This is a genomic window from Litoribacter ruber (assembly GCF_018500185.1).
GTDB classification, from domain to species: domain Bacteria; phylum Bacteroidota; class Bacteroidia; order Cytophagales; family Cyclobacteriaceae; genus Litoribacter; species Litoribacter ruber.
In genome coordinates this window covers 116304-134046 of record NZ_JAHBGI010000006.1, presented here as the reverse complement: position 1 = coordinate 134046, position 17743 = coordinate 116304, and the positions used below count along the sequence as shown (strand labels likewise).

The following is a 17743-nucleotide window of genomic DNA, read 5'->3' as shown; positions in this document are numbered from 1 at the left end:
AAAAGAAGTTGCACCAAGGCCTATTTGCCTTAAGATTAGAATTGAAAATTTTTAAGGATAAATACCTTACTGATATGAGAAAAGAACTGAAATTAGTACTGAAGCCGGAAGAGGCGTTTCAGGAGCAGGTTTTGCGTGATATCCTGCTCAGGCAGGCAGGGGTTTCACCGCAGGAAAAAAGCGCGGATGTCCGCGTTTTGAAGCGCTCCATTGATGCGAGAAGCCGGCGCCAGGTCAAGGTGAATATACAGGCTGAGGTGTTTGTCAAAGAAACACCTCCATCACGCCTGACCAACACTTTTGATTATCCCAATGTCAGCAATGCCCAGCAAATGATCATCGTTGGTGCTGGTCCGGCGGGACTTTTTGCCGCTTTGCGGGCTATTGAGTTGGGGGTTAAACCCGTTGTGATTGAAAGGGGCAAGGATGTAAGGGCCAGGCGCCGAGACCTTGCCGCCATCAACAAAGAGCATAAGGTAAACCCCGAATCCAATTATTGCTTTGGCGAAGGGGGCGCAGGAACCTATTCCGATGGTAAGCTTTATACCCGCTCCAAGAAAAGAGGAGACATCAGAAGAATTCTCGAAATTATGGTTGCCCATGGGGCCACCGAAGAGATTCTGGTAGACGCCCATCCGCATATCGGGACCAACAAGCTACCCAAGCTAGTAGAGGAATGGAGAGAAACCATCCGCAATGCTGGGGGGCAGGTACTTTTCGATACCAAAGTCACCGACCTTGTTATTGAGGGAAATGAACTCAAGGGTGTCGTGACTCAGGATGGCGAAAAAATAACCGGTATGGGAGTAGTTCTGGCAACAGGCCACTCTGCGCGGGATATATTTCACCTATTGCATGAACATAAAGTCCTGATCGAAGCGAAACCCTTTGCCTTGGGAGTCAGGATAGAACATTCCCAAAATCTAATCGACCAAATCCAATATCATTGCGAGATTGACCGCGGGCCATACCTGCCAGCTTCTTCCTACAGCTTAGTGGAGCAGACTATGTTTAAAGGTAAGCAGCGGGGGGTATTTTCCTTTTGCATGTGTCCGGGTGGATTTATCGTGCCGGCCGCCACCGCACAGGAGGAATTGGTGGTAAACGGGATGAGCCCCAGCCGGAGAGATAGCAAGTTTGCCAATTCCGGTATGGTCGTGGCTGTGGAGCTGGAGGACCTGCCTCAATATCAAAAATACGGGCCTTTGGCAGCCATGGAGTTTCAGGCAGAAGTGGAAAGAAATGCCTGGGTTTATGGCGGCAAAACACAAGTGGCACCTGCCCAACGCATGCAGGATTTTGTCAATGGAAAAGTCAGCAACTCCCTGCTGAGCACTTCCTATCAGCCGGGCTTGGCTTCTGTGAATATGCACGAAGTCTTGCCAGATTTTGTGGCGAGCAGGTTGAAGGATGCTTTTCTGGCATTTGGGAAAAAAATGAGGGGTTATCTGACCAATGAGGCCCAAATAATCGGTGTGGAAAGCCGTACCTCATCCCCTGTGAGGGTTCCGCGGGACAAGGATACTTTTGAGCATCCCCAATTAAAAAGACTTTATCCCTGTGGAGAAGGCGCAGGATATGCAGGTGGCATAGTTTCAGCTGCTATGGATGGGGAAAGATGTGCAGAAAAGCTCATCGAACAATACCACCGCACTAAATAATGACATGATGACACCAAAAAAAACGGTAATACTTGGGGCAACGACCAACTCCAGCCGATACGCATTTGTAGCAGCCAACATGTTGGAGGAATATGGGATGGAATACATCCCTGTGGGCATAAAAACAGGAAAGGTTAACGGAAAGGAAATTCTTGACCTAAGGCAAAAGCCTGAGGTACCAGATGTGCATACGGTCACGCTATATATTGGAGCCAGAAATTTGCCTGAGTGGCACGATTACATTTTATCCCTACATCCCAAAAGAATAATATTCAATCCGGGTACTGAGGATCAGTCGCTTATGAACAAAGCCAAAGAGCAGGGTGTGGAAACTGTTTTTGGCTGCACCCTGGTCATGCTGAGGTCCGATCAGTTCTAATTTTCACCGCCTTCGGATTTTACCTTCCAAATGAGGAAATTTCCTCTAATTTGGCGGTTTTTCGCCAAAAAAGCCGTATTATTAAAGATTGAAAAACTTTGAATAACTGAGGCCCCATGCCTCCTTTGAGAATGTTATTGAGATTACTATGAGTCAAGAAAATGAAAACCGCGCGGATTACGGCGCGAGTAATATTCAAGTCTTAGAAGGATTAGAGGCCGTAAGAAAAAGGCCCGCCATGTATATTGGCGATGTTGGTGTAAAAGGGCTTCACCACCTCATTTGGGAAGTTGTAGATAACTCAATTGATGAGGCTTTGGCCGGCCATTGTGACACCATTCATGTTACAGTTTTAGAAGACAATTCCATCAAGGTGGAGGACAACGGTAGGGGGATTCCTACCGACCTGCACAAAAAAGAAAATAAATCGGCACTTGAGGTCGTGATGACCGTGCTCCACGCCGGTGGTAAGTTTGACAAGGATACCTATAAAGTTTCCGGTGGTTTACACGGTGTGGGGGTTTCCTGTGTGAACGCACTTTCCACCCATTTAAGGGCTACGGTTCATAGAAACGGGAAAATTTTCGAACAGGAATACTCCAAAGGTATTCCCCAAACAGAAGTGACCGAAATTGGGACTACCGAGAAAAGAGGTACCATCATCCACTTTAAACCCGATGGGGAAATTTTTCAACATACGGAATACAAGTACGAAACCATTGCCACTCGATTGAGAGAAATGGCATTTCTTAATGCCGGTATACGCCTTACCCTTACTGACCTTCGTGAAATAGAAGAGGATGGGCAGCCTAAGTCTGAGGAGTTCTTTTCCGAAGGCGGATTGGTTGAATTTGTTCAATACCTTGATGAAACCAAGGAAAAGATCATAGCGGAGCCTATCTACATTGAATCTGAGAAAAACAGTGTGCCCGTACAGGTGGCCATGAGTTATAATTCCTCGTATTCTGAAAATGTGGTTTCTTATGTCAACACCATCAATACCTATGAAGGTGGTTCACACGTATCCGGTTTCAGAAGAGCCCTTACCAGAACACTAAAAAGCTATGCCGATAAATCTGGTATGCTTGACAAGCTCAAGTTTGACATTTCAGGTGATGATTTTAGAGAAGGTCTTACGGCGGTGATTTCAGTAAAAGTAGCCGAGCCACAATTTGAAGGACAGACCAAAACCAAATTGGGTAACTCCGATGTGGTGGGGGCTGTGGATCAGGCTGTGTCAGAAGTTTTGCAGATTTGGCTTGAGGAGCATCCAAAAGAGGCGAAAATCATCGTTGGTAAGGTCGTATTGGCCGCTCAGGCACGTCATGCGGCAAAAAAAGCCCGTGAGATGGTGCAGAGAAAGAACGTGCTCGGTGGAGGGGGACTTCCAGGAAAGCTCGCCGATTGCGCCAACAGTGACCCGACTGTCTGTGAATTATACCTTGTCGAGGGAGACTCTGCGGGTGGATCTGCCAAGCAGGGCCGTGATCGTGATTTTCAGGCTATTCTGCCTCTTAAAGGTAAAATCCTTAACGTGGAGAAAGCCCATGAGCATAAAATTTATGACAATGACGAAATTAAAAACATACTGACTGCCCTTGGGGTTAAGTTTGGTACGGTGAACGACGAACGTGAGCTGGATGTCACCAGCCTTCGTTATCACAAAATAATAATCATGACGGATGCCGATATTGACGGTTCCCACATCCGTACCCTTATTTTGACCCTGTTCTTTAGATACATGCGACCTTTGATTGAAAAGGGATATGTCTACATTGCACTTCCTCCGTTTTATTTGTTAAAAAGAGGAAAAGAGGAACGCTATTGCTGGACAGAGGAAGAAAGAAAGGAAATGATCAAGGAATTGGCCAAAGATGGGAAAGAGGAAAGTGTTTCGATTCAGCGATATAAAGGTCTTGGGGAAATGAACCCTGAGCAGCTTTGGAGTACCACCATGGATCCAAACACGCGTACCTTGAAACAGGTTACCATTGAATCCGCAGCAGAGGCTGACCATTTATTCAGTATGCTGATGGGAGACGAGGTAGCACCCCGAAGAGATTTTATCGAGAAAAATGCCAAGTACGCCAAAATCGATACTTGATAAGCGTTTGTCGAAAGATAGCAGAAAAGGGGCCATGGGCCCCTTTTTTTATACAAATACCTTATATTTATAAGGCAGAATTTGAGACAGATTCAGAAAGGATTTTGCCAAACTGATATGGAAATGAAAGTAGCTCAGCAAGATAAAATAGAACAGTTAATTTATAGCAGTGACCTGATCAGCAGGGATTTGAGTTGGCTCAAATTTAATGATCGTGTATATGATCAATCCACCAAGGAGACCCGTTCGGTTTTTGAAAAGCTGAAGTTTCTGGCCATTGCCGCTTCCAATTTGGATGAGTTTTTCATGATTAGGGTAGGGTCCCTATATAATTACTTGGATTATGATAAAGAAAGGGTCGATTATTCCGGTCTTCGGGAAGAGCCCTTCAAAATGAAACTGATGCAGGAATGTCAGGATTTTCATGCCAAAATCCAAGATCACTTTCAAAACAGCTTGTTGCCGAGTCTCATAGACTCCGGTTTCATGCTAAGCAATGTGCGAAACCTCCTGCCCGAAGAGCAAGAATATATCAAAGAATATTATTTCAAGGCGGTTTACCCCATGTTGACTCCCATGGTTTTTGATGGATACCATACCTTTCCCATATTGATGAACAAGCTCCTGATATTTGGAGTGGTAACAATCAGTCCGGGAGACAAAAAGGATAACCGCAAACTTTCATTTGTTCAGATTCCATCCAATATCCCGAGGTTTTTCGAAATCGAAAGGGAGGATCTGGTGATTTATGTCCCTATTGAAGAGGTTATCAGAGTGCATATTGTGTCCTTGTTTAGGAATGTTGACATCGAATCCATTAACCTTTTCAGGATTACCAGAAACGGTGATTTCACCTTGGAGGAAAGTGAGGACATGGACAACAACTTCCTGGAGGAGGTGAAAAGGAAACTTAACGCCAGAAAAACCGGGCGCGTGGTCCGGATCGAAATTGAGGATGGCTACAGCCAATGGATGGTCAACCTGCTGAAGGAGCGTTGGGTAATAAAGGACGACAGTATTTTTACCGTAGCCAAAACCAGTATGCTCGATTTTACAGGGTTGTGGCAAGTGATAGGCAACAAGCGTTTTAAGGATAAAATCCCGCCAATACCCGATCCGGTTCCGCCGCTTTCTTATCCTGATGCCAGCACGGAGGATGTGTTCCAAGTGTTAAAGCACCAAGATGTGCTTTTGCACCATCCTTACAACAACATTGACCCGATTTTGGATTTGCTGGAGAAAGCCGCAGATGATCCCAATGTGATGGCCATTAAGATGACCATCTATCGTTTGGCGAAGGATTCCAGGATCACTTCTGCTTTGTTGCGGGCAGTGGAGAATGGTAAGCATATCTCGGTTCTTTTTGAAGTCAAGGCAAGATTTGACGAAGAAAACAACATGCGGGAGGCTAAAAAACTCCAAAAAGCCGGCTGCTTTGTGATATATGGGGTGAGTAACTTGAAAACCCATACTAAGCTTCTTTTGATCGTGAAAAAGGATGAGGATAGAGTGACCCGGTATGTCCACCTAGGATCAGGGAATTACAATGAAGATACTTCAAGGCTGTACACGGATATAGGTCTGTTGACTACCAATGAAATCTTGGCCAATGATGTATCAGAATTCTTTAATGTAATCACCGGACACAGCATGCCTACTACCTATAAAAACCTGATCACCGCACCTCGCGATATGCGAAATCAGCTGATCAATTTTATAGAAAATGAAGCTGAAAATGCCAGAAATGGTCTGAAATGTGGCATATTCATCAAGGTCAATTCTCTGGAAGATAGCGAGACCATTTATGCCCTTTATCGAGCCTCACAAGCTGGAGTCCCCATTAAATTGGTGGTAAGGGGTATTTGTTGTTTAAGACCTGGAAGAGTGGATCTGAGTGAAAATATTGAGGTGATATCCATAGTGGGTGACTTTTTGGAGCATTCCAGAATCTACCATTTCCATAACAACGGCGATTTCCGCACCTATGTAGGCAGTGCCGACATGATGGTGAGGAGCTTTGACCGCAGGTTAGAGTCGCTGTTTCGTGTGGAGTCCCCAATGCTTCAAAAACAATTGATGAATATTCTATCCTTCAATTTAAGAGACAATGTCAACAGTTATGTCATGCAGGAAGATGGAAGTTATGTGCCTAAGTGTCCTGCAGAAGGCGAGGAACCCTTCAATATCCACCGGGAGTTTTTCCACCTGGACATCAACAAAGTCAGAGAAGTCAAACTGATCGATTAAAAAACTGGCCTTTCAAATCTATTTAGCTTGAAAGGCCAGTTTGTTTTTGCATCTCCGGTCTCCGGTCTTTTTATTTATTCCGCTCATACAGCAAGTTCATCACCCCGTCTTTCAACCCCACATCAGGGACAATCATGCGTTTGGATTTGGCGGCTTTCATGGCGTGGAGGTATATTTTCGAGGCTGGGATAATTACGTCGGCCCGGTCATTGTTCAAATTCAACACGTTGACTCTTTCCTCAAAGGTAAAACCTTCGAGGTAATGCTGGATCTCCTGTATTTTTTCTATATGGAGATAGCGCTTGTTTTTTGAAGGTTTTGAAAGCTCAAATATCTTATTGATGTTGCCTCCAGTGCCGATACAGGTTATCTTTTGCTTTTCAGAGATGTTTTCTTGGATGAATTTGTCCATCTTTTTCCAGACCTTTGGGTCTTCCTGGCTGTCCATAGTGCGGACAGAACCGATTTTGAAGGACTTACTTGCAATTTTGTTTTTATCCTTATAGATATTGAGCTCGGTGCTTCCCCCGCCGACATCAATGTGGAGATAAGCCTTGTCGTCGATGTATGCGCCTAGCGCCTTATTGATGAGATCGGCCTCTTTGTTGCCGTCAATAATATGGATTTTCAGCCCGATATCCTCTTTGACCTCCTCTACGATTTTTCGCCCGTTTTCGGATTCACGCATGGCCGAAGTGGCGCATACCATGTAATCATCTACCTCATACAGGTCGATCAGGATTTTAAAGGCCTTCATCAGCTTCAAAAACTTTCTCCTGTTTTTATCGCTGATGTTTTTATGGTAAAATACATCATTCCCCAACCGCAAAGGGAATCGGAGGTATTCAAGTTTTTTGAAATTTATATTACCTTGATAGTTAATGACATTGGTAATTTGCAAACGGATGGCATTGGAGCCAATATCTACGGCAGCTAATTTCAATACGTTGTCTGGTTTTGGTTCCGGTTTGATTTTGGCAAATTGAAAAATGTAGGTTAAAATTCCTATGGATTTGAAAAAATAAAAACTAAAAGGGGAGTCCCCCCCCCTTTTTTAGTTTTTATCCCTTGACATAGCCAATAATACCACACCTGTGATCAAGGCAATACCGCCCACATAGGGGGGCCAGTTTATTGTTTCTTCCTGCTCGGCAGTCACATTGAGTGGACCGGCATCGATTATGGTCTCTTCGGTAGTATAGGAAAATCCTGTGATGATCAGCATGATAATCCCCAATACAACCAGTATCATTCCAAAGACTTTCATAGTGGTTAAGTTTGGTGCATAATTGTTACCGCAAAATATTGACCAAACTATCAGGATTTCAAGAATGAAATTGGTCTATTTTTCCAATGTTTGGTTAAAATGGAAAGAAATAAGGCATTAAAAGGGTTGCCAATACCCAGTATAACAAATTAAGCGGTGTGCCTATTTTAAGGTAATCCACAAATTTGTAATTACCCGGGGTGTAGATCATGGTGTTGGTTTGGTATCCCATGGGCGTCATAAAGCTCAAGGATGCCGCAAAGGTGACTGCCATCAAAAATGGCCTTTCGCTCACCTGCATGGAACTGGCCACGGCTATTGCGATAGGCGCCAAAAGGGCCGCCGTGGCATTATTGCTCATGATGTTGGTGGCCAAAAACGTGATGCCAAAAATAACACTCATTATAACTGTAGGGCCAAATTGACCCAGAGATTCGGTCAGGCCTTTGGCCAGAAGGTCTGCCGCGCCAGTCTTTTCCAAAGCCACTCCCATGGATAAAATTCCAGCCAACATGAAGATCACTTTCCAATCAACCGCCTTATAGGCCTCTTCGGCAGTCAGGGACCTCAAAAGTATAAGCAACACGCAACCTGTAATGGCAGCCACCGCTATAGGGAATATTTTGAAAGTGGCCAGCAAAACCACCAAAGCCACAACGCTCAATGTCAAGATCATTTTTTTCCAGCTGAACTTGAAAGTTGGTTCCTCCGATATGATCAGCAAATCCTCCGAGCTGTTTCGGATCTTGTTGATCATTTTGTCTTCTGACCTGATCAATAATACATCTCCCGCCGACATTCTGGAATGGGTCAATTTGGTGGACTTGATGTCATTTCGATGACGGATACCCAAAACGGTATTGCCACTATAAAAATCCCTGAAGTTGATGGATTTTAGCGTTTTGTCCACCAGGTAAGAATGCGGTGTGACCATGGCCTCATACAGTTTGGTGTTGCCGGTTTCCAAGTCCTCATCGGTAAATTTCAGGTCCACCTTTAGGGATACCCCGGGGTGATCTTTGATTATTTTAAGGGTTTCCTTATCACAACTTATCCGTATGGTATCGCCTTCTTTAATGACAGAATAAGGATATGCATTTAAAACTTCTCCGTCTTTTCGCACAATCTGCAGAGCTTCTATTTCATGCTCACTGAAGAATTGGGAAGTTTTGATAGAGGTCCCAATGTCTTTAAAATCTTCCTGTATGCTGATTTCGGTAAGGTAATCCCCAAGGTCGAAAGTTTCCGTCAAATCCCGTTTTGCCGGCCTGTCTGGGCTCAGCCATCTGCCGATAGTGAGCATGTATGCCAGGCCCGATACAAGGAAAACCAGGCCCATTCCGCTCATTTCAAAAATCCCGAAGGGCTGTAAACCGTTTTTCTCGGCGATTCCACTGACCAAAATGTTGGTACTGGTGCCTAAAAGAGTGCAAACCCCGCCCATGAGGGCGCCGAAGGAAAGGGGCATCAATAGTTTGGATGGGGAAATACCGGTGTCTTTAGCTATTTTGATTACAGTAGGCATCAGAATGGCTACTACGGCTGTATCATTAATAAATGCAGAAAGTCCTCCAGCAAATGCCATCATGGTGAGCATAAACAAGAATTCATTCTTTTTGCTCATCCTGAGAAAAACCTTGTTTAAATTGTTTAAGGAGCCGGATTTAAAGATTGCCGCACTCAAAACAAACATTGCCCCGACCGTAACGGTGGCTGAATTGCTAAAGCCGGAAATCCCTTCTTCAAAAGTCAGGATCCCTGTGACCATAAACAGCGCCATGACCAGAACAGAAACGGTATCAATAGAGAATTTCTCTGTAAAAAACAGAACCATGGCCAAAATGATGATGGCAAAAACTGCGGTGATTTCTCCGGTCATTACATTTTATGGTAATAGCCTTTTCGCATCTTTCTCCTTACACGGAAGAAGTTAAAAAAGCCAACAATTATTAATACGATACTTATGGCAAAGGAAAAATAGCCTAAACTACTAATGTTGGCTAGATCTTCAACCTTAACAAGTGCTGTGCCACTTACCAGAAAATATAAGCTTGTCCTGATATAGGAGAGCAAAGTTCTTTCATTGGCCATTCTTGTTCTTTGTCTTGCCAGATAATCCCTAATGATGAGCGTAGTTTCTTCAGCCATTGCATTTAAAAATTAACTTTATATGGTTATATTTGAATATCCTATATTAAATATACTAATAATATGAAAAATTATTTACTAATTGTATTTTTTCTGCTATTTGCAGCTTTTCCTTCAAAATCACAAGTAATTCCCGCTGATTCCATACTTATTAATACCTTGGAACAAGGTTTTTGGACTAGTGACTTTAGTGTTGGGATCAATTTTAATCAGGCTTCTTTCAGCGGAAACTGGAGAGGTGGAGGTATCAATTCCATCGCCTTTGGTGGTATAGTGGCTGGAAAAGCCAATTACATGAAAGGCAAAATGACCTGGGATAACGAAGTCGAGTTGCTCTACGGTATAGTCAACAATCAAGGAGAACAATCCCGAAAGCAAAATGACCGGATTTTTATGGACTCCAAAGTCGGGTATCAATTGACGGGAAATTGGGGGGCCTTTTTCTCTGCCAACTTCATTTCACAATTCGCTCCGGGTTACGACTATGATACTCCCGAAAGATTGATGATCTCTGATTTTCTTTCACCGGGTTACCTTACCACGGGGTTGGGGATTGAATACAAACCTAACCAGGAATTTAACCTGCGTATAGCACCTCTTTCGCCAAGATTTACATTTATGAGAAATCAGGAATTGTTCCTAAATGTGCCGGATAATTATGGTGTACCAATCGGAAGCAGGATGAGAACGGAGTGGTTGGCTTTCCAATTATTCGCTACTTGGGATAAGGACATCACCGAAAATTTCAATATCAGGTCTAGGTATATGATGTTTGCCAATTACGAAACCTTGGAATGGCAAAGAATAGATCACCGATTTGACCTCACCTTAACCGCCAAAATTACGGAGTGGGTTAACGTGACTTTTACCAGTATAAACCTGTATGATTTCGATCAGGACCCGAATGTTCAGTATAGCCAGGCGCTAGCAATTGGTTTATTGTATAAAATTGGTAATAAAAAGTAAGCACGCTGAAAGATTTTACTTGAATTGTTTTGCTATTTGGAAAAAGTTGTTAAATTTGTTCTAATTGTGGTAGTTAAATAATAGTTGGTTTAGTTTTCATTATAAAGAGCAGGAAAATTTTTCCTGCTTTTTTGCTTTAAAGCTTTTTCATTCCGAACAAACCTATTGGATTTGCGTGAACAGTAAAGCAGAGAAAATAGAGACGTTATGGATTATTACGAAAAGGAGATTTATGGGGATATGCTTTATTGGGAGAGGAAAATAACCAGAAAACCCAGTATCATAGGCAGTCTTCCCAAAGCCGTCCAAAACAAAATCAACAACTGGCTACCCGAAAAATTCCATCAGGCCATTACAGCCATAGTTGAAAAGATGGTAAAAGGAATTCAGCTCGGTACTTCCATGTTCACTTCCAGTCTTGAGCCAAACACACCCCTCGCCATCCGGGAAAAACTTGTCAGCGATAAAATAAAATTTTATAAGAAAACCGCCGCTGTGGAAGGCGGAATTACGGGAGCCGGTGGGATTATCATGGGATTTGTAGATTTTCCGGCTTTCTTGGGTATCAAGTTTAGGATGCTGATGGAAATTGGTTCTTTATATGGCTATCACGTTTCCGATTTCAGGGAAAGATTGTTTTTACTGCATGTTTTCCAGTTGGCCTTCTGCACGCATGCCAAGAGACTAGAGGTGTTGAATTTAATCAAAAACTGGGAAAAATACAGCCATAAACTTCCTTCCAAGATTGAGGATTTTGACTGGAAAACTTTTCAATTGGAATATAGAGATTATCTGGACCTAGCCAAGCTGGCGCAACTGATCCCCGTAATCGGGGCAGGAGTAGGGGTTGTGGTCAACTACCGCCTGGTCAACCATCTGGGGGAGACCGCCATGAACTGCTATCGACTTCGCTACTTTTCCCAAAAGGAAGCTCAAAATTTATGATATGACCAAGCCATTACTCTTTATATGAATATCCCGACTAGGATCCGGTAATCATTGAAACTGCCAGAAACTTGGACTGATGCTAGTATGGAACTTTTGTTCGGTCTTCGGTCTCCCGTCTTCCGTCCTGCCAATCAATGAAAAATAGGCTACTTGCATGATTAAGGATAATCAATATAATTTACTTTATCACCACCAACTTCCAGTCTGGAGGCTGATTTTTCCAATTGACACTAAACATTTCCTCCTCTTCATAATTGGTGATCTCCAAATCAATTTTAAACTTCTGCACAGCGAGACCACTGATATTGATGAATTTTATATAATCAGGTAAAATGGGCTTGAAGAAAGATATCTCTTTTTTTTCGGGCCGGATTTTAATCTGTAGCAAGGCCTCCAGTAGCATAAATACAGCCCCAACTGCCCAAGCCTGTGGCGAGCAGGCCACGGGGTAGGAGGTAGGTCCTTCGCGCTCCCTTCTTTCCAGTCCGCAAAAAAGCTCAGGCAACCGCTGCAGCTGGATAAAATGGCTGGCATCGAATAGCCCAGTGAGGAGCTTCACCGCCTCTAGCCTGCATCCATATCTGGCCATCCCGGCGGCTATCATGGCAACATCGTGTGGCCAGACGGAGCCGTTGTGATAGGAGAGGGGATTATAGCGGGCTTCCTTGGAAGAAATGGTCCTCACGCCCCAGCCGCTATACATGTCTTCTGCCGTCATGGATTTGGCCACCAGCTTTGCTTTAGAGTCGTCGGCTATGCCGGTATAGAGAACCTGGCCCGCATTAGAAGACTTTACACGGCATGGCTTTTTGTTTCCATCCAAAGCCAAAATATAGCAGTTCATCTCCTTGTCCCAAAATGCTCTGTTAAAGTCCATCTTTAACTGGCGTGCTTCTTTTTTCCATTTCAAAAACAACTCACTTTTTCCCAAATGCAGCGCCATTTTGGAAGCCTGAATCTTTGCGGCAAATACATATCCCTGCACTTCGCAAAGGGCTATGGGCGGCTCGGCCAGCTCACCATCTTTGTAGAAAATGGAATCATAGCTGTCTTTCCAACCTTGGTTGGTCAGCCCGTTCTTGGCCTTGTGTTTATATTCAACAAAGCCATCCCCATCCAGGTCCCCATATTTATCCACCCACTCTAAGGCTGCTTCTATGTTGCTCCAGATGGATCGTATGGTTTGTAAATCACCAGTTCGGGAATAGTAAGCCCCTGCAAGCATCACAAAGAGCGGAGTGGCGTCTATTGTTCCATAATACTTCTTAAAGGGTACTTCATTTAAGGCTGACATTTCCCCTCCGCGTGTTTCGTGCAGGATTTTGCCTGGCTCCGCATCAGCTTCCGCATCTTCAATGGTCGACTGATGGGCCGCCAAAAACTTCAACACATCCTTGGCCACCTGAGGTGCAACCCACAAAACCTGCAACGCCGTAATGATACCATCACGTCCAAAGGCGGTGTTGTACCAAGGCACCCCGGCATAGGGGTATTTGCCGTGTGGTGTTTCGGCTAACAAAGATGCCAAATCGGTTTTCGAACGGTTGATCCAATGGGTGAATCGCTCATTGGAGGAGAAAATGTCAGGAAAAAGTGACTTGGTACTTTCAATATCAGGCATCAATTCCTCTTTTACCACGTGAAATGCCTTTGGTTTTTTGATCTCCTTTTCTACTTCTCCTTTTATAAAATGGATACTGAAGTTAAGGTAAACCGGATTTTGTGGCTCCAAGGTAAGGTCGTAATAGAGAATGCTTTCCTTTTTATCAAAGGTAAAATCAATCTCCGAAGTCAGCACGGTGGTTCGCATTACATTGTCCAGACCTGTATAGTTGATGAGCAATTGATTTTGGCCCCTCACTTCAGGTTTATTTAGCGTCCCTCTTTTGGCCCTTTTGGCCCCTCGAACTTCGAAAATGTCAGAGAAGTCTCCGTTAATTAGGATGGAAAGTTTGACAGTATGTGTAATATCCCCGTAGTTTTCCAGCTCAATCCTTTCGTGAAACTTCTCTGCCATCACGATTTGGCTTCTGCGCACATGAAGGGTCTCCTCCGGAACTACAGTCCCGCTTTTTAATTTTAACTTGGGGTTAGTAAGGTCCACCGAGAGGATTTCGTTTTCCTCTTTGATGTTGGAACTGAGTAGGATAAATGGAAGGTTTTCCAACCTCAATTCCAAATGGTTGATGTACCGGGTGTCTTCATGAAATATGCCCTGGGCCTTGCGTGCGCCCGGGAAAATGTCCCCGCTGCGGCTGAAAATCCCAAAGGTGTTGCAGTCATTTAGGATTTGCACTCTGTCATCGGCATAGGCCGATTCATGGAGGTAATTTGCACTTGATGCATCTTGAGCCATGATGTTGAGGTTTGAAGGTTGGAGAAAATTTAACCGGCGAGTTTAGTATTGGGCTTACCGAAAATTGGATGTATGGGTTTATGCCGATTCAGAAGCTTTTCATACACCTTTACATAATTACTAGCCATCACTTTGGCGCTGAATCTCTTCTCAAAAATCCGCCTGATTTGACCCCGGTCCAACAGCTCAATGTTTTCCAGCGCTTTGACCGCTTCCTCTAAACTATTTACTATAAATCCTGTCTCTCCTCGGTCAATCACTTCGGGGACTGATCCTCGGTGATAGGCAATTACAGGCGTACCACAAGCCATGGCTTCTATCATCACCATCCCAAATGGTTCAGGCCACTCGATTGGAAAGAGCAGTGCTTTGGCATTTTTCAAAATTTCACCTTTCTTTTCTTCGCCCACTTCCCCAATAAATTCCACGTGAGGTTGCTCCATGAGGTGGGATATTTTGGTGTCAAAGTACTCTTTATCCACCTTGTCGATTTTTGCGGCGATTTTTATATTTATCCCAGCCCTTCTGGCAATCTCGATGGCGCGGTCTGGCCTTTTTTCATGGGAAATCCTCCCCATAAAAACCACATAATTTCCTTCACCAGAACCCTTTTCGTAAAGGTCAAAGGGTAATCCGTGATAAATTGTCCCTTGCCAGTTTGCCCGATTAATTGGCAAACGCTGGGAGTTGGAAATGGACACCACCGGTTGGCAGCCAAATTTCTTATAAATGTATTGAAGTTCGGGTAGGTCAAGCCTGCCGTGTAAGGTGGTCAGGTGGGGCTTGGGGTTGCTGAAGGTAAATGGAAAGTGAAGGTAATCGGTATGGAAATGCAGCAGGTCAAACTCTTCGATCCGGTCGATCACTTCCTGCATTTGCACAATATGATGGGCAAGTGGGTCAAAAGTCTGTCCCAACCTCAAGGCCTCGTTTGTATGGGCTATCAAACGGGCTTTGGTCACACTGTCACCAGAAGCGAACAAAGTCACCTGGTGGCCTTGGTTGACCAGCTCCTCAGTGAGGTAGCTGACAACTCTCTCCGTTCCGCCATACATTTTTGGGGGCACAGATTCATAGAGCGGAGATACTTGTGCTATTCTCATAGGCAAAAGATTAATCGGTCATTACAAGGTTTTAGCAAAACCTTATAGTGATCGATTAATCCTAGGCCTCAATCTAGGTGCCATTTGAAAACAACTATTTGGCAATAGAGGGTTTGAACTGTCCCAGCGTCAAAGTCTGTAGAATGCCTTTGTTATAAGATTTGGTATTTTCTGTAAGAGCTTCTACAAGCTTTTTGGCCAAATGTCGGTGATGGTGGTAATTATAGAGGTATTTTTGGATGCTTTCCCGTTTGGCAATAATTTGCTCTTCCGTGAGATTATTAATTTTATTTTTTAATTCTTCGGCAGAATCATACGTAATTCCCAAATTGTGTTTGGTAATAATCTGGTCAGGATTGACCTTATTTGTGGTCAATATGGGCGTATGAACCTGCATGGCTTCCAGGAATGTATTGCTAAAGCCTTCAAATAGAGACGTGTTGAGCAAGAATTTGGCATTGATCAAATATTCGGTTACTTCGGTCTTTTGCAGAAAGCCCACAAATTTCACATTCGGAAGCTTTTCAAGCTTTTGGATATATTCCCTGGTTTTGGAGTCAATGCTTTTAGCAGGCTCACCGGCCACAACAAACTTTTCGTTTGGAAGGAGGGAGGCAATTTCATAAAGCAATCCCAGATTTTTCACCGCTTTAAATAAACCCAGCCATAAAATGTGACCTTTCCAGGCATAGCTGTTGGTTGTGGACTTGTATTCTATAGGATTGGTGATCTTTAGAATTTTGTTATTAGGATATTTTTCCTGCATTTGCCCAAATTGGTATTCGTTTTGGCAAATAATGCAATCTGCAAGGTTAAATGCATTTTGAACTACCATTTGGTGTGGCTTGGAATATTTTCTCAAGAACCTGTCGTCTACCATGGCATCACTGGATATTCTCATTAGGAATTTAATGCCTAGTTTTTTACAGATCAATGCCAAAACCATGGACTGCCAACCAGGTACGCCTTGATATAAAAAGTCAGGATTGTATTCCCTGATTTGATCGTGGATGAAAGGAATTCTATAACTCACCCATCTTATCCATCTCATACCTTTCTTATCATCATAGAGAGGGATGAGCTTGAGGTTTCGATACTCTGACTTGAGTTTGTCTTTTGGAACATTGGTCATCAGCGCCACTTCATGGCCCTCTTCCAATAAGCCTTTTACCCAGTTTAAAGCCTGTACGGCAGCCCCGCCGGTAGGTTTTTCATTTTCTAACAGCAGGTTGATTATCTTATCATCGTAAAAAAGAAATCGTGACATATCAAAAGTTTTTTGAACTGGGTAATTCAAAAACCTTTCCATTTTTAAAAAAGAAAGCCGGATCCCCGGCTTTTACTTATACTAAGTTCTCTTTAAAAATCTGAAATCTTTCTACAAACTGCTTGGCAGCAGGGCTGTTGCTGACGAGATAGCTCTGGAGCAATCCTGACTCACTTTTGAGGTTTATTCTGGCGTATTCCAGCACTGGCACCATGTTATTGACTTTAAAGCGAAGATCTCTTTTGCCGTTTTTATTGACTTTTTCCCAAGTCTTCCCTACGATAGTAGCGTCTACGGGTGGCAGGTCAAATTCTATCCAAATTTGTTGCTTATATTCCAATTCCAGATCCTGGAATCGAAGTATGCCCAGCCTATCGTTTAACCCCTTCACCAAAGCAAAACCGGGATAAATATATAAATCCTCGCCTTTCTTGTTGTGAAAGTGCATGGCATTGGCAGTGGCGTGAATAAAGTCTAATTTTGCATAGTTCAAGAGTATTCTTTCTCGATTTTGACTTATTTCATTCGCCTGTCTTTTATCGTCGAACTTATTTGGTGTGCAAGAACTGATGTCCCAGATATTTTCTGCGTTCAAAAGTCCAAAATACGCTTCCATTAGCTTTTTGTAATCGTATTCCATGCTTTTGTCCATATCCAGGGAAAGGTCAATATGGCAAACGTCCAAATCTTCCTCAATTTCCCTGACAGTCTCTTGAGCCTGTTTTACTTCCTCATCAAACTTGCTGATGAGAAAGCCTACAAGAAGCAATCGGCCAATCGTGCGTGAGATTTTTTTATGCTTTAAGTTTTTCTTGGCCTTGTGAAGTTCTGTTTGAAGTCTTCCCCTTTCTTCATAGCAGGCTGAAAGGTTATGGGCCAATTCTCCAAGCTCGCTAGAAGTGTATTCGCTTGGACATGCATCGTACAGTAGGTCATCTATTTCCTCAAGGGCGATGTGTTCAGAAGTTAGGATTTGGGTGGAGGAGGGTTTTCTGCTTCTTCCAATTCTTTTTCGGTCATAAATCCCAGTGCCAGGAATGCCTGTATTTAAAAAACTTCCATTACGGCCAATATTGACGCTAGCACCGGGTATGCCTATAGTTGTGCTAATACCAGTCTTACTGAAATTGAGAGTGACACCGGGGAATAACTTGGTTCTTTTTCTGAACTTCATAAAAGGGGAATTTAGAGTGATAAAAAATTTATTTTAAAAAAAGGTGAAAGGAACTGCGTAAGGCAGTAAACCAATTGCTAATCTAATATATTGATTATTCGTGGCTTATAAAAGTATTTTTAC

14 protein-coding genes are annotated in these 17743 nt (G+C 43.4%); 6 read left to right on the top strand and 8 right to left on the bottom strand.

Translation table 11 applies throughout. The features are described from left to right. Window positions 1-74: 74 nt before the first annotated feature. From KIH41_RS10715 to ppk1, 4 genes are all read left to right on the top strand, one after another. Window positions 75-1661 carry an NAD(P)/FAD-dependent oxidoreductase gene (locus tag KIH41_RS10715; RefSeq protein WP_213945914.1) on the top strand — a complete coding sequence of 529 codons (1587 nt, stop codon included), beginning with the start codon at window positions 75-77 and terminating at the stop codon, window positions 1659-1661. 4 nt (window positions 1662-1665) lie between these two features. Continuing rightward, window positions 1666-2040 carry a CoA-binding protein gene (locus KIH41_RS10710; protein WP_213945913.1) on the top strand — a complete coding sequence of 125 codons (375 nt, stop codon included), beginning with the start codon at window positions 1666-1668 and terminating at the stop codon, window positions 2038-2040. A 148-nt stretch (window positions 2041-2188) separates the two neighbouring features. Beyond that, window positions 2189-4144, top strand: a complete 1956-nt coding sequence (gene gyrB, locus KIH41_RS10705; RefSeq protein WP_213945912.1) for a DNA topoisomerase (ATP-hydrolyzing) subunit B — start codon at window positions 2189-2191, stop codon at window positions 4142-4144. Between the two features lie 123 nt (window positions 4145-4267). Continuing rightward, the gene (gene ppk1, locus KIH41_RS10700; RefSeq protein WP_213945911.1) at window positions 4268-6391 is read left to right on the top strand and encodes a polyphosphate kinase 1; all 2124 of its coding nucleotides are present in this window, start codon (window positions 4268-4270) and stop codon (window positions 6389-6391) included. A 70-nt stretch (window positions 6392-6461) separates the two neighbouring features. Here the strand turns inward: ppk1 and KIH41_RS10695 are convergent, their stop codons facing one another. The 4 genes from KIH41_RS10695 to KIH41_RS10680 form a co-directional block, all read right to left on the bottom strand. Beyond that, window positions 6462-7334, bottom strand: a complete 873-nt coding sequence (locus KIH41_RS10695; RefSeq protein WP_213945910.1) for a Ppx/GppA phosphatase family protein — start codon at window positions 7332-7334, stop codon at window positions 6462-6464. 111 nt (window positions 7335-7445) lie between these two features. Continuing rightward, window positions 7446-7658 carry a hypothetical protein gene (locus KIH41_RS10690; protein ID WP_213945909.1) on the bottom strand — a complete coding sequence of 71 codons (213 nt, stop codon included), beginning with the start codon at window positions 7656-7658 and terminating at the stop codon, window positions 7446-7448. A 94-nt stretch (window positions 7659-7752) separates the two neighbouring features. Further along, the gene (locus KIH41_RS10685; protein WP_213945908.1) at window positions 7753-9537 is read right to left on the bottom strand and encodes an SLC13 family permease; all 1785 of its coding nucleotides are present in this window, start codon (window positions 9535-9537) and stop codon (window positions 7753-7755) included. Then, on the bottom strand, window positions 9537-9806 hold the full coding sequence (locus tag KIH41_RS10680; RefSeq protein WP_213945907.1) for a YidH family protein: 270 nt from the start codon (window positions 9804-9806) through the stop codon (window positions 9537-9539). Before KIH41_RS10680 ends, KIH41_RS10685 begins: the two co-directional genes overlap by 1 nt. A 63-nt stretch (window positions 9807-9869) precedes the next feature. Here KIH41_RS10680 and KIH41_RS10675 point away from each other — a divergent pair, with 63 nt between their 5' ends. Continuing rightward, window positions 9870-10772: a DUF3078 domain-containing protein gene (locus tag KIH41_RS10675; RefSeq protein WP_213945906.1), complete on the top strand. Its 903-nt coding sequence runs from the start codon at window positions 9870-9872 to the stop codon at window positions 10770-10772. A 207-nt stretch (window positions 10773-10979) separates the two neighbouring features. Continuing rightward, on the top strand, window positions 10980-11717 hold the full coding sequence (locus KIH41_RS10670) for an EcsC family protein (protein ID WP_213945905.1): 738 nt from the start codon (window positions 10980-10982) through the stop codon (window positions 11715-11717). Window positions 11718-11898: 181 nt separating this feature from the next. On the opposite strand, the gene KIH41_RS10665 is transcribed toward KIH41_RS10670, so the two are convergent. The 4 genes from KIH41_RS10665 to KIH41_RS10650 all read right to left on the bottom strand — a co-directional run bounded on the left by KIH41_RS10665 (window position 11899) and on the right by KIH41_RS10650 (window position 17620). Then, on the bottom strand, window positions 11899-14076 hold the full coding sequence (locus KIH41_RS10665; protein WP_214162383.1) for an amylo-alpha-1,6-glucosidase: 2178 nt from the start codon (window positions 14074-14076) through the stop codon (window positions 11899-11901). A gap of 29 nt (window positions 14077-14105) precedes the next feature. Next, a complete protein-coding gene (locus KIH41_RS10660) occupies window positions 14106-15179 on the bottom strand; it encodes a glycosyltransferase family 4 protein (RefSeq protein WP_213945903.1) in 1074 nt (357 codons plus the stop codon). Window positions 15180-15273: 94 nt separating this feature from the next. Continuing rightward, entirely contained in the window at window positions 15274-16446 is a 1173-nt protein-coding gene (locus KIH41_RS10655) for a glycosyltransferase family 4 protein (protein ID WP_214162382.1), read from the bottom strand. Between the two features lie 76 nt (window positions 16447-16522). Further along, complete coding sequence (locus KIH41_RS10650) at window positions 16523-17620, bottom strand: DUF4236 domain-containing protein (RefSeq protein WP_214162381.1); 1098 nt, start codon at window positions 17618-17620, stop codon at window positions 16523-16525. Window positions 17621-17743 lie beyond the last annotated feature (123 nt).

What these genes read in the sequence shown, in the direction of transcription:
- KIH41_RS10715 (WP_213945914.1), top strand. Translation starts at nt 75, where the DNA reads ATGAGAAAAGAACTGAAATTAGTACTGAAGCCGGAAGAGGCGTTTCAG.
- KIH41_RS10710 (WP_213945913.1), top strand. Translation starts at nt 1,666, where the DNA reads ATGATGACACCAAAAAAAACGGTAATACTTGGGGCAACGACCAACTCC.
- gyrB (WP_213945912.1), top strand. Translation starts at nt 2,189, where the DNA reads ATGAGTCAAGAAAATGAAAACCGCGCGGATTACGGCGCGAGTAATATT.
- ppk1 (WP_213945911.1), top strand. Translation starts at nt 4,268, where the DNA reads ATGAAAGTAGCTCAGCAAGATAAAATAGAACAGTTAATTTATAGCAGT.
- KIH41_RS10690 (WP_213945909.1), bottom strand. Translation starts at nt 7,658, where the DNA reads ATGAAAGTCTTTGGAATGATACTGGTTGTATTGGGGATTATCATGCTG.
- KIH41_RS10685 (WP_213945908.1), bottom strand. Translation starts at nt 9,537, where the DNA reads ATGACCGGAGAAATCACCGCAGTTTTTGCCATCATCATTTTGGCCATG.
- KIH41_RS10680 (WP_213945907.1), bottom strand. Translation starts at nt 9,806, where the DNA reads ATGGCTGAAGAAACTACGCTCATCATTAGGGATTATCTGGCAAGACAA.
- KIH41_RS10675 (WP_213945906.1), top strand. Translation starts at nt 9,870, where the DNA reads ATGAAAAATTATTTACTAATTGTATTTTTTCTGCTATTTGCAGCTTTT.
- KIH41_RS10670 (WP_213945905.1), top strand. Translation starts at nt 10,980, where the DNA reads ATGGATTATTACGAAAAGGAGATTTATGGGGATATGCTTTATTGGGAG.
- KIH41_RS10665 (WP_214162383.1), bottom strand. Translation starts at nt 14,076, where the DNA reads ATGGCTCAAGATGCATCAAGTGCAAATTACCTCCATGAATCGGCCTAT.
- KIH41_RS10660 (WP_213945903.1), bottom strand. Translation starts at nt 15,179, where the DNA reads ATGAGAATAGCACAAGTATCTCCGCTCTATGAATCTGTGCCCCCAAAA.
- KIH41_RS10655 (WP_214162382.1), bottom strand. Translation starts at nt 16,446, where the DNA reads ATGTCACGATTTCTTTTTTACGATGATAAGATAATCAACCTGCTGTTA.
- KIH41_RS10650 (WP_214162381.1), bottom strand. Translation starts at nt 17,620, where the DNA reads ATGAAGTTCAGAAAAAGAACCAAGTTATTCCCCGGTGTCACTCTCAAT.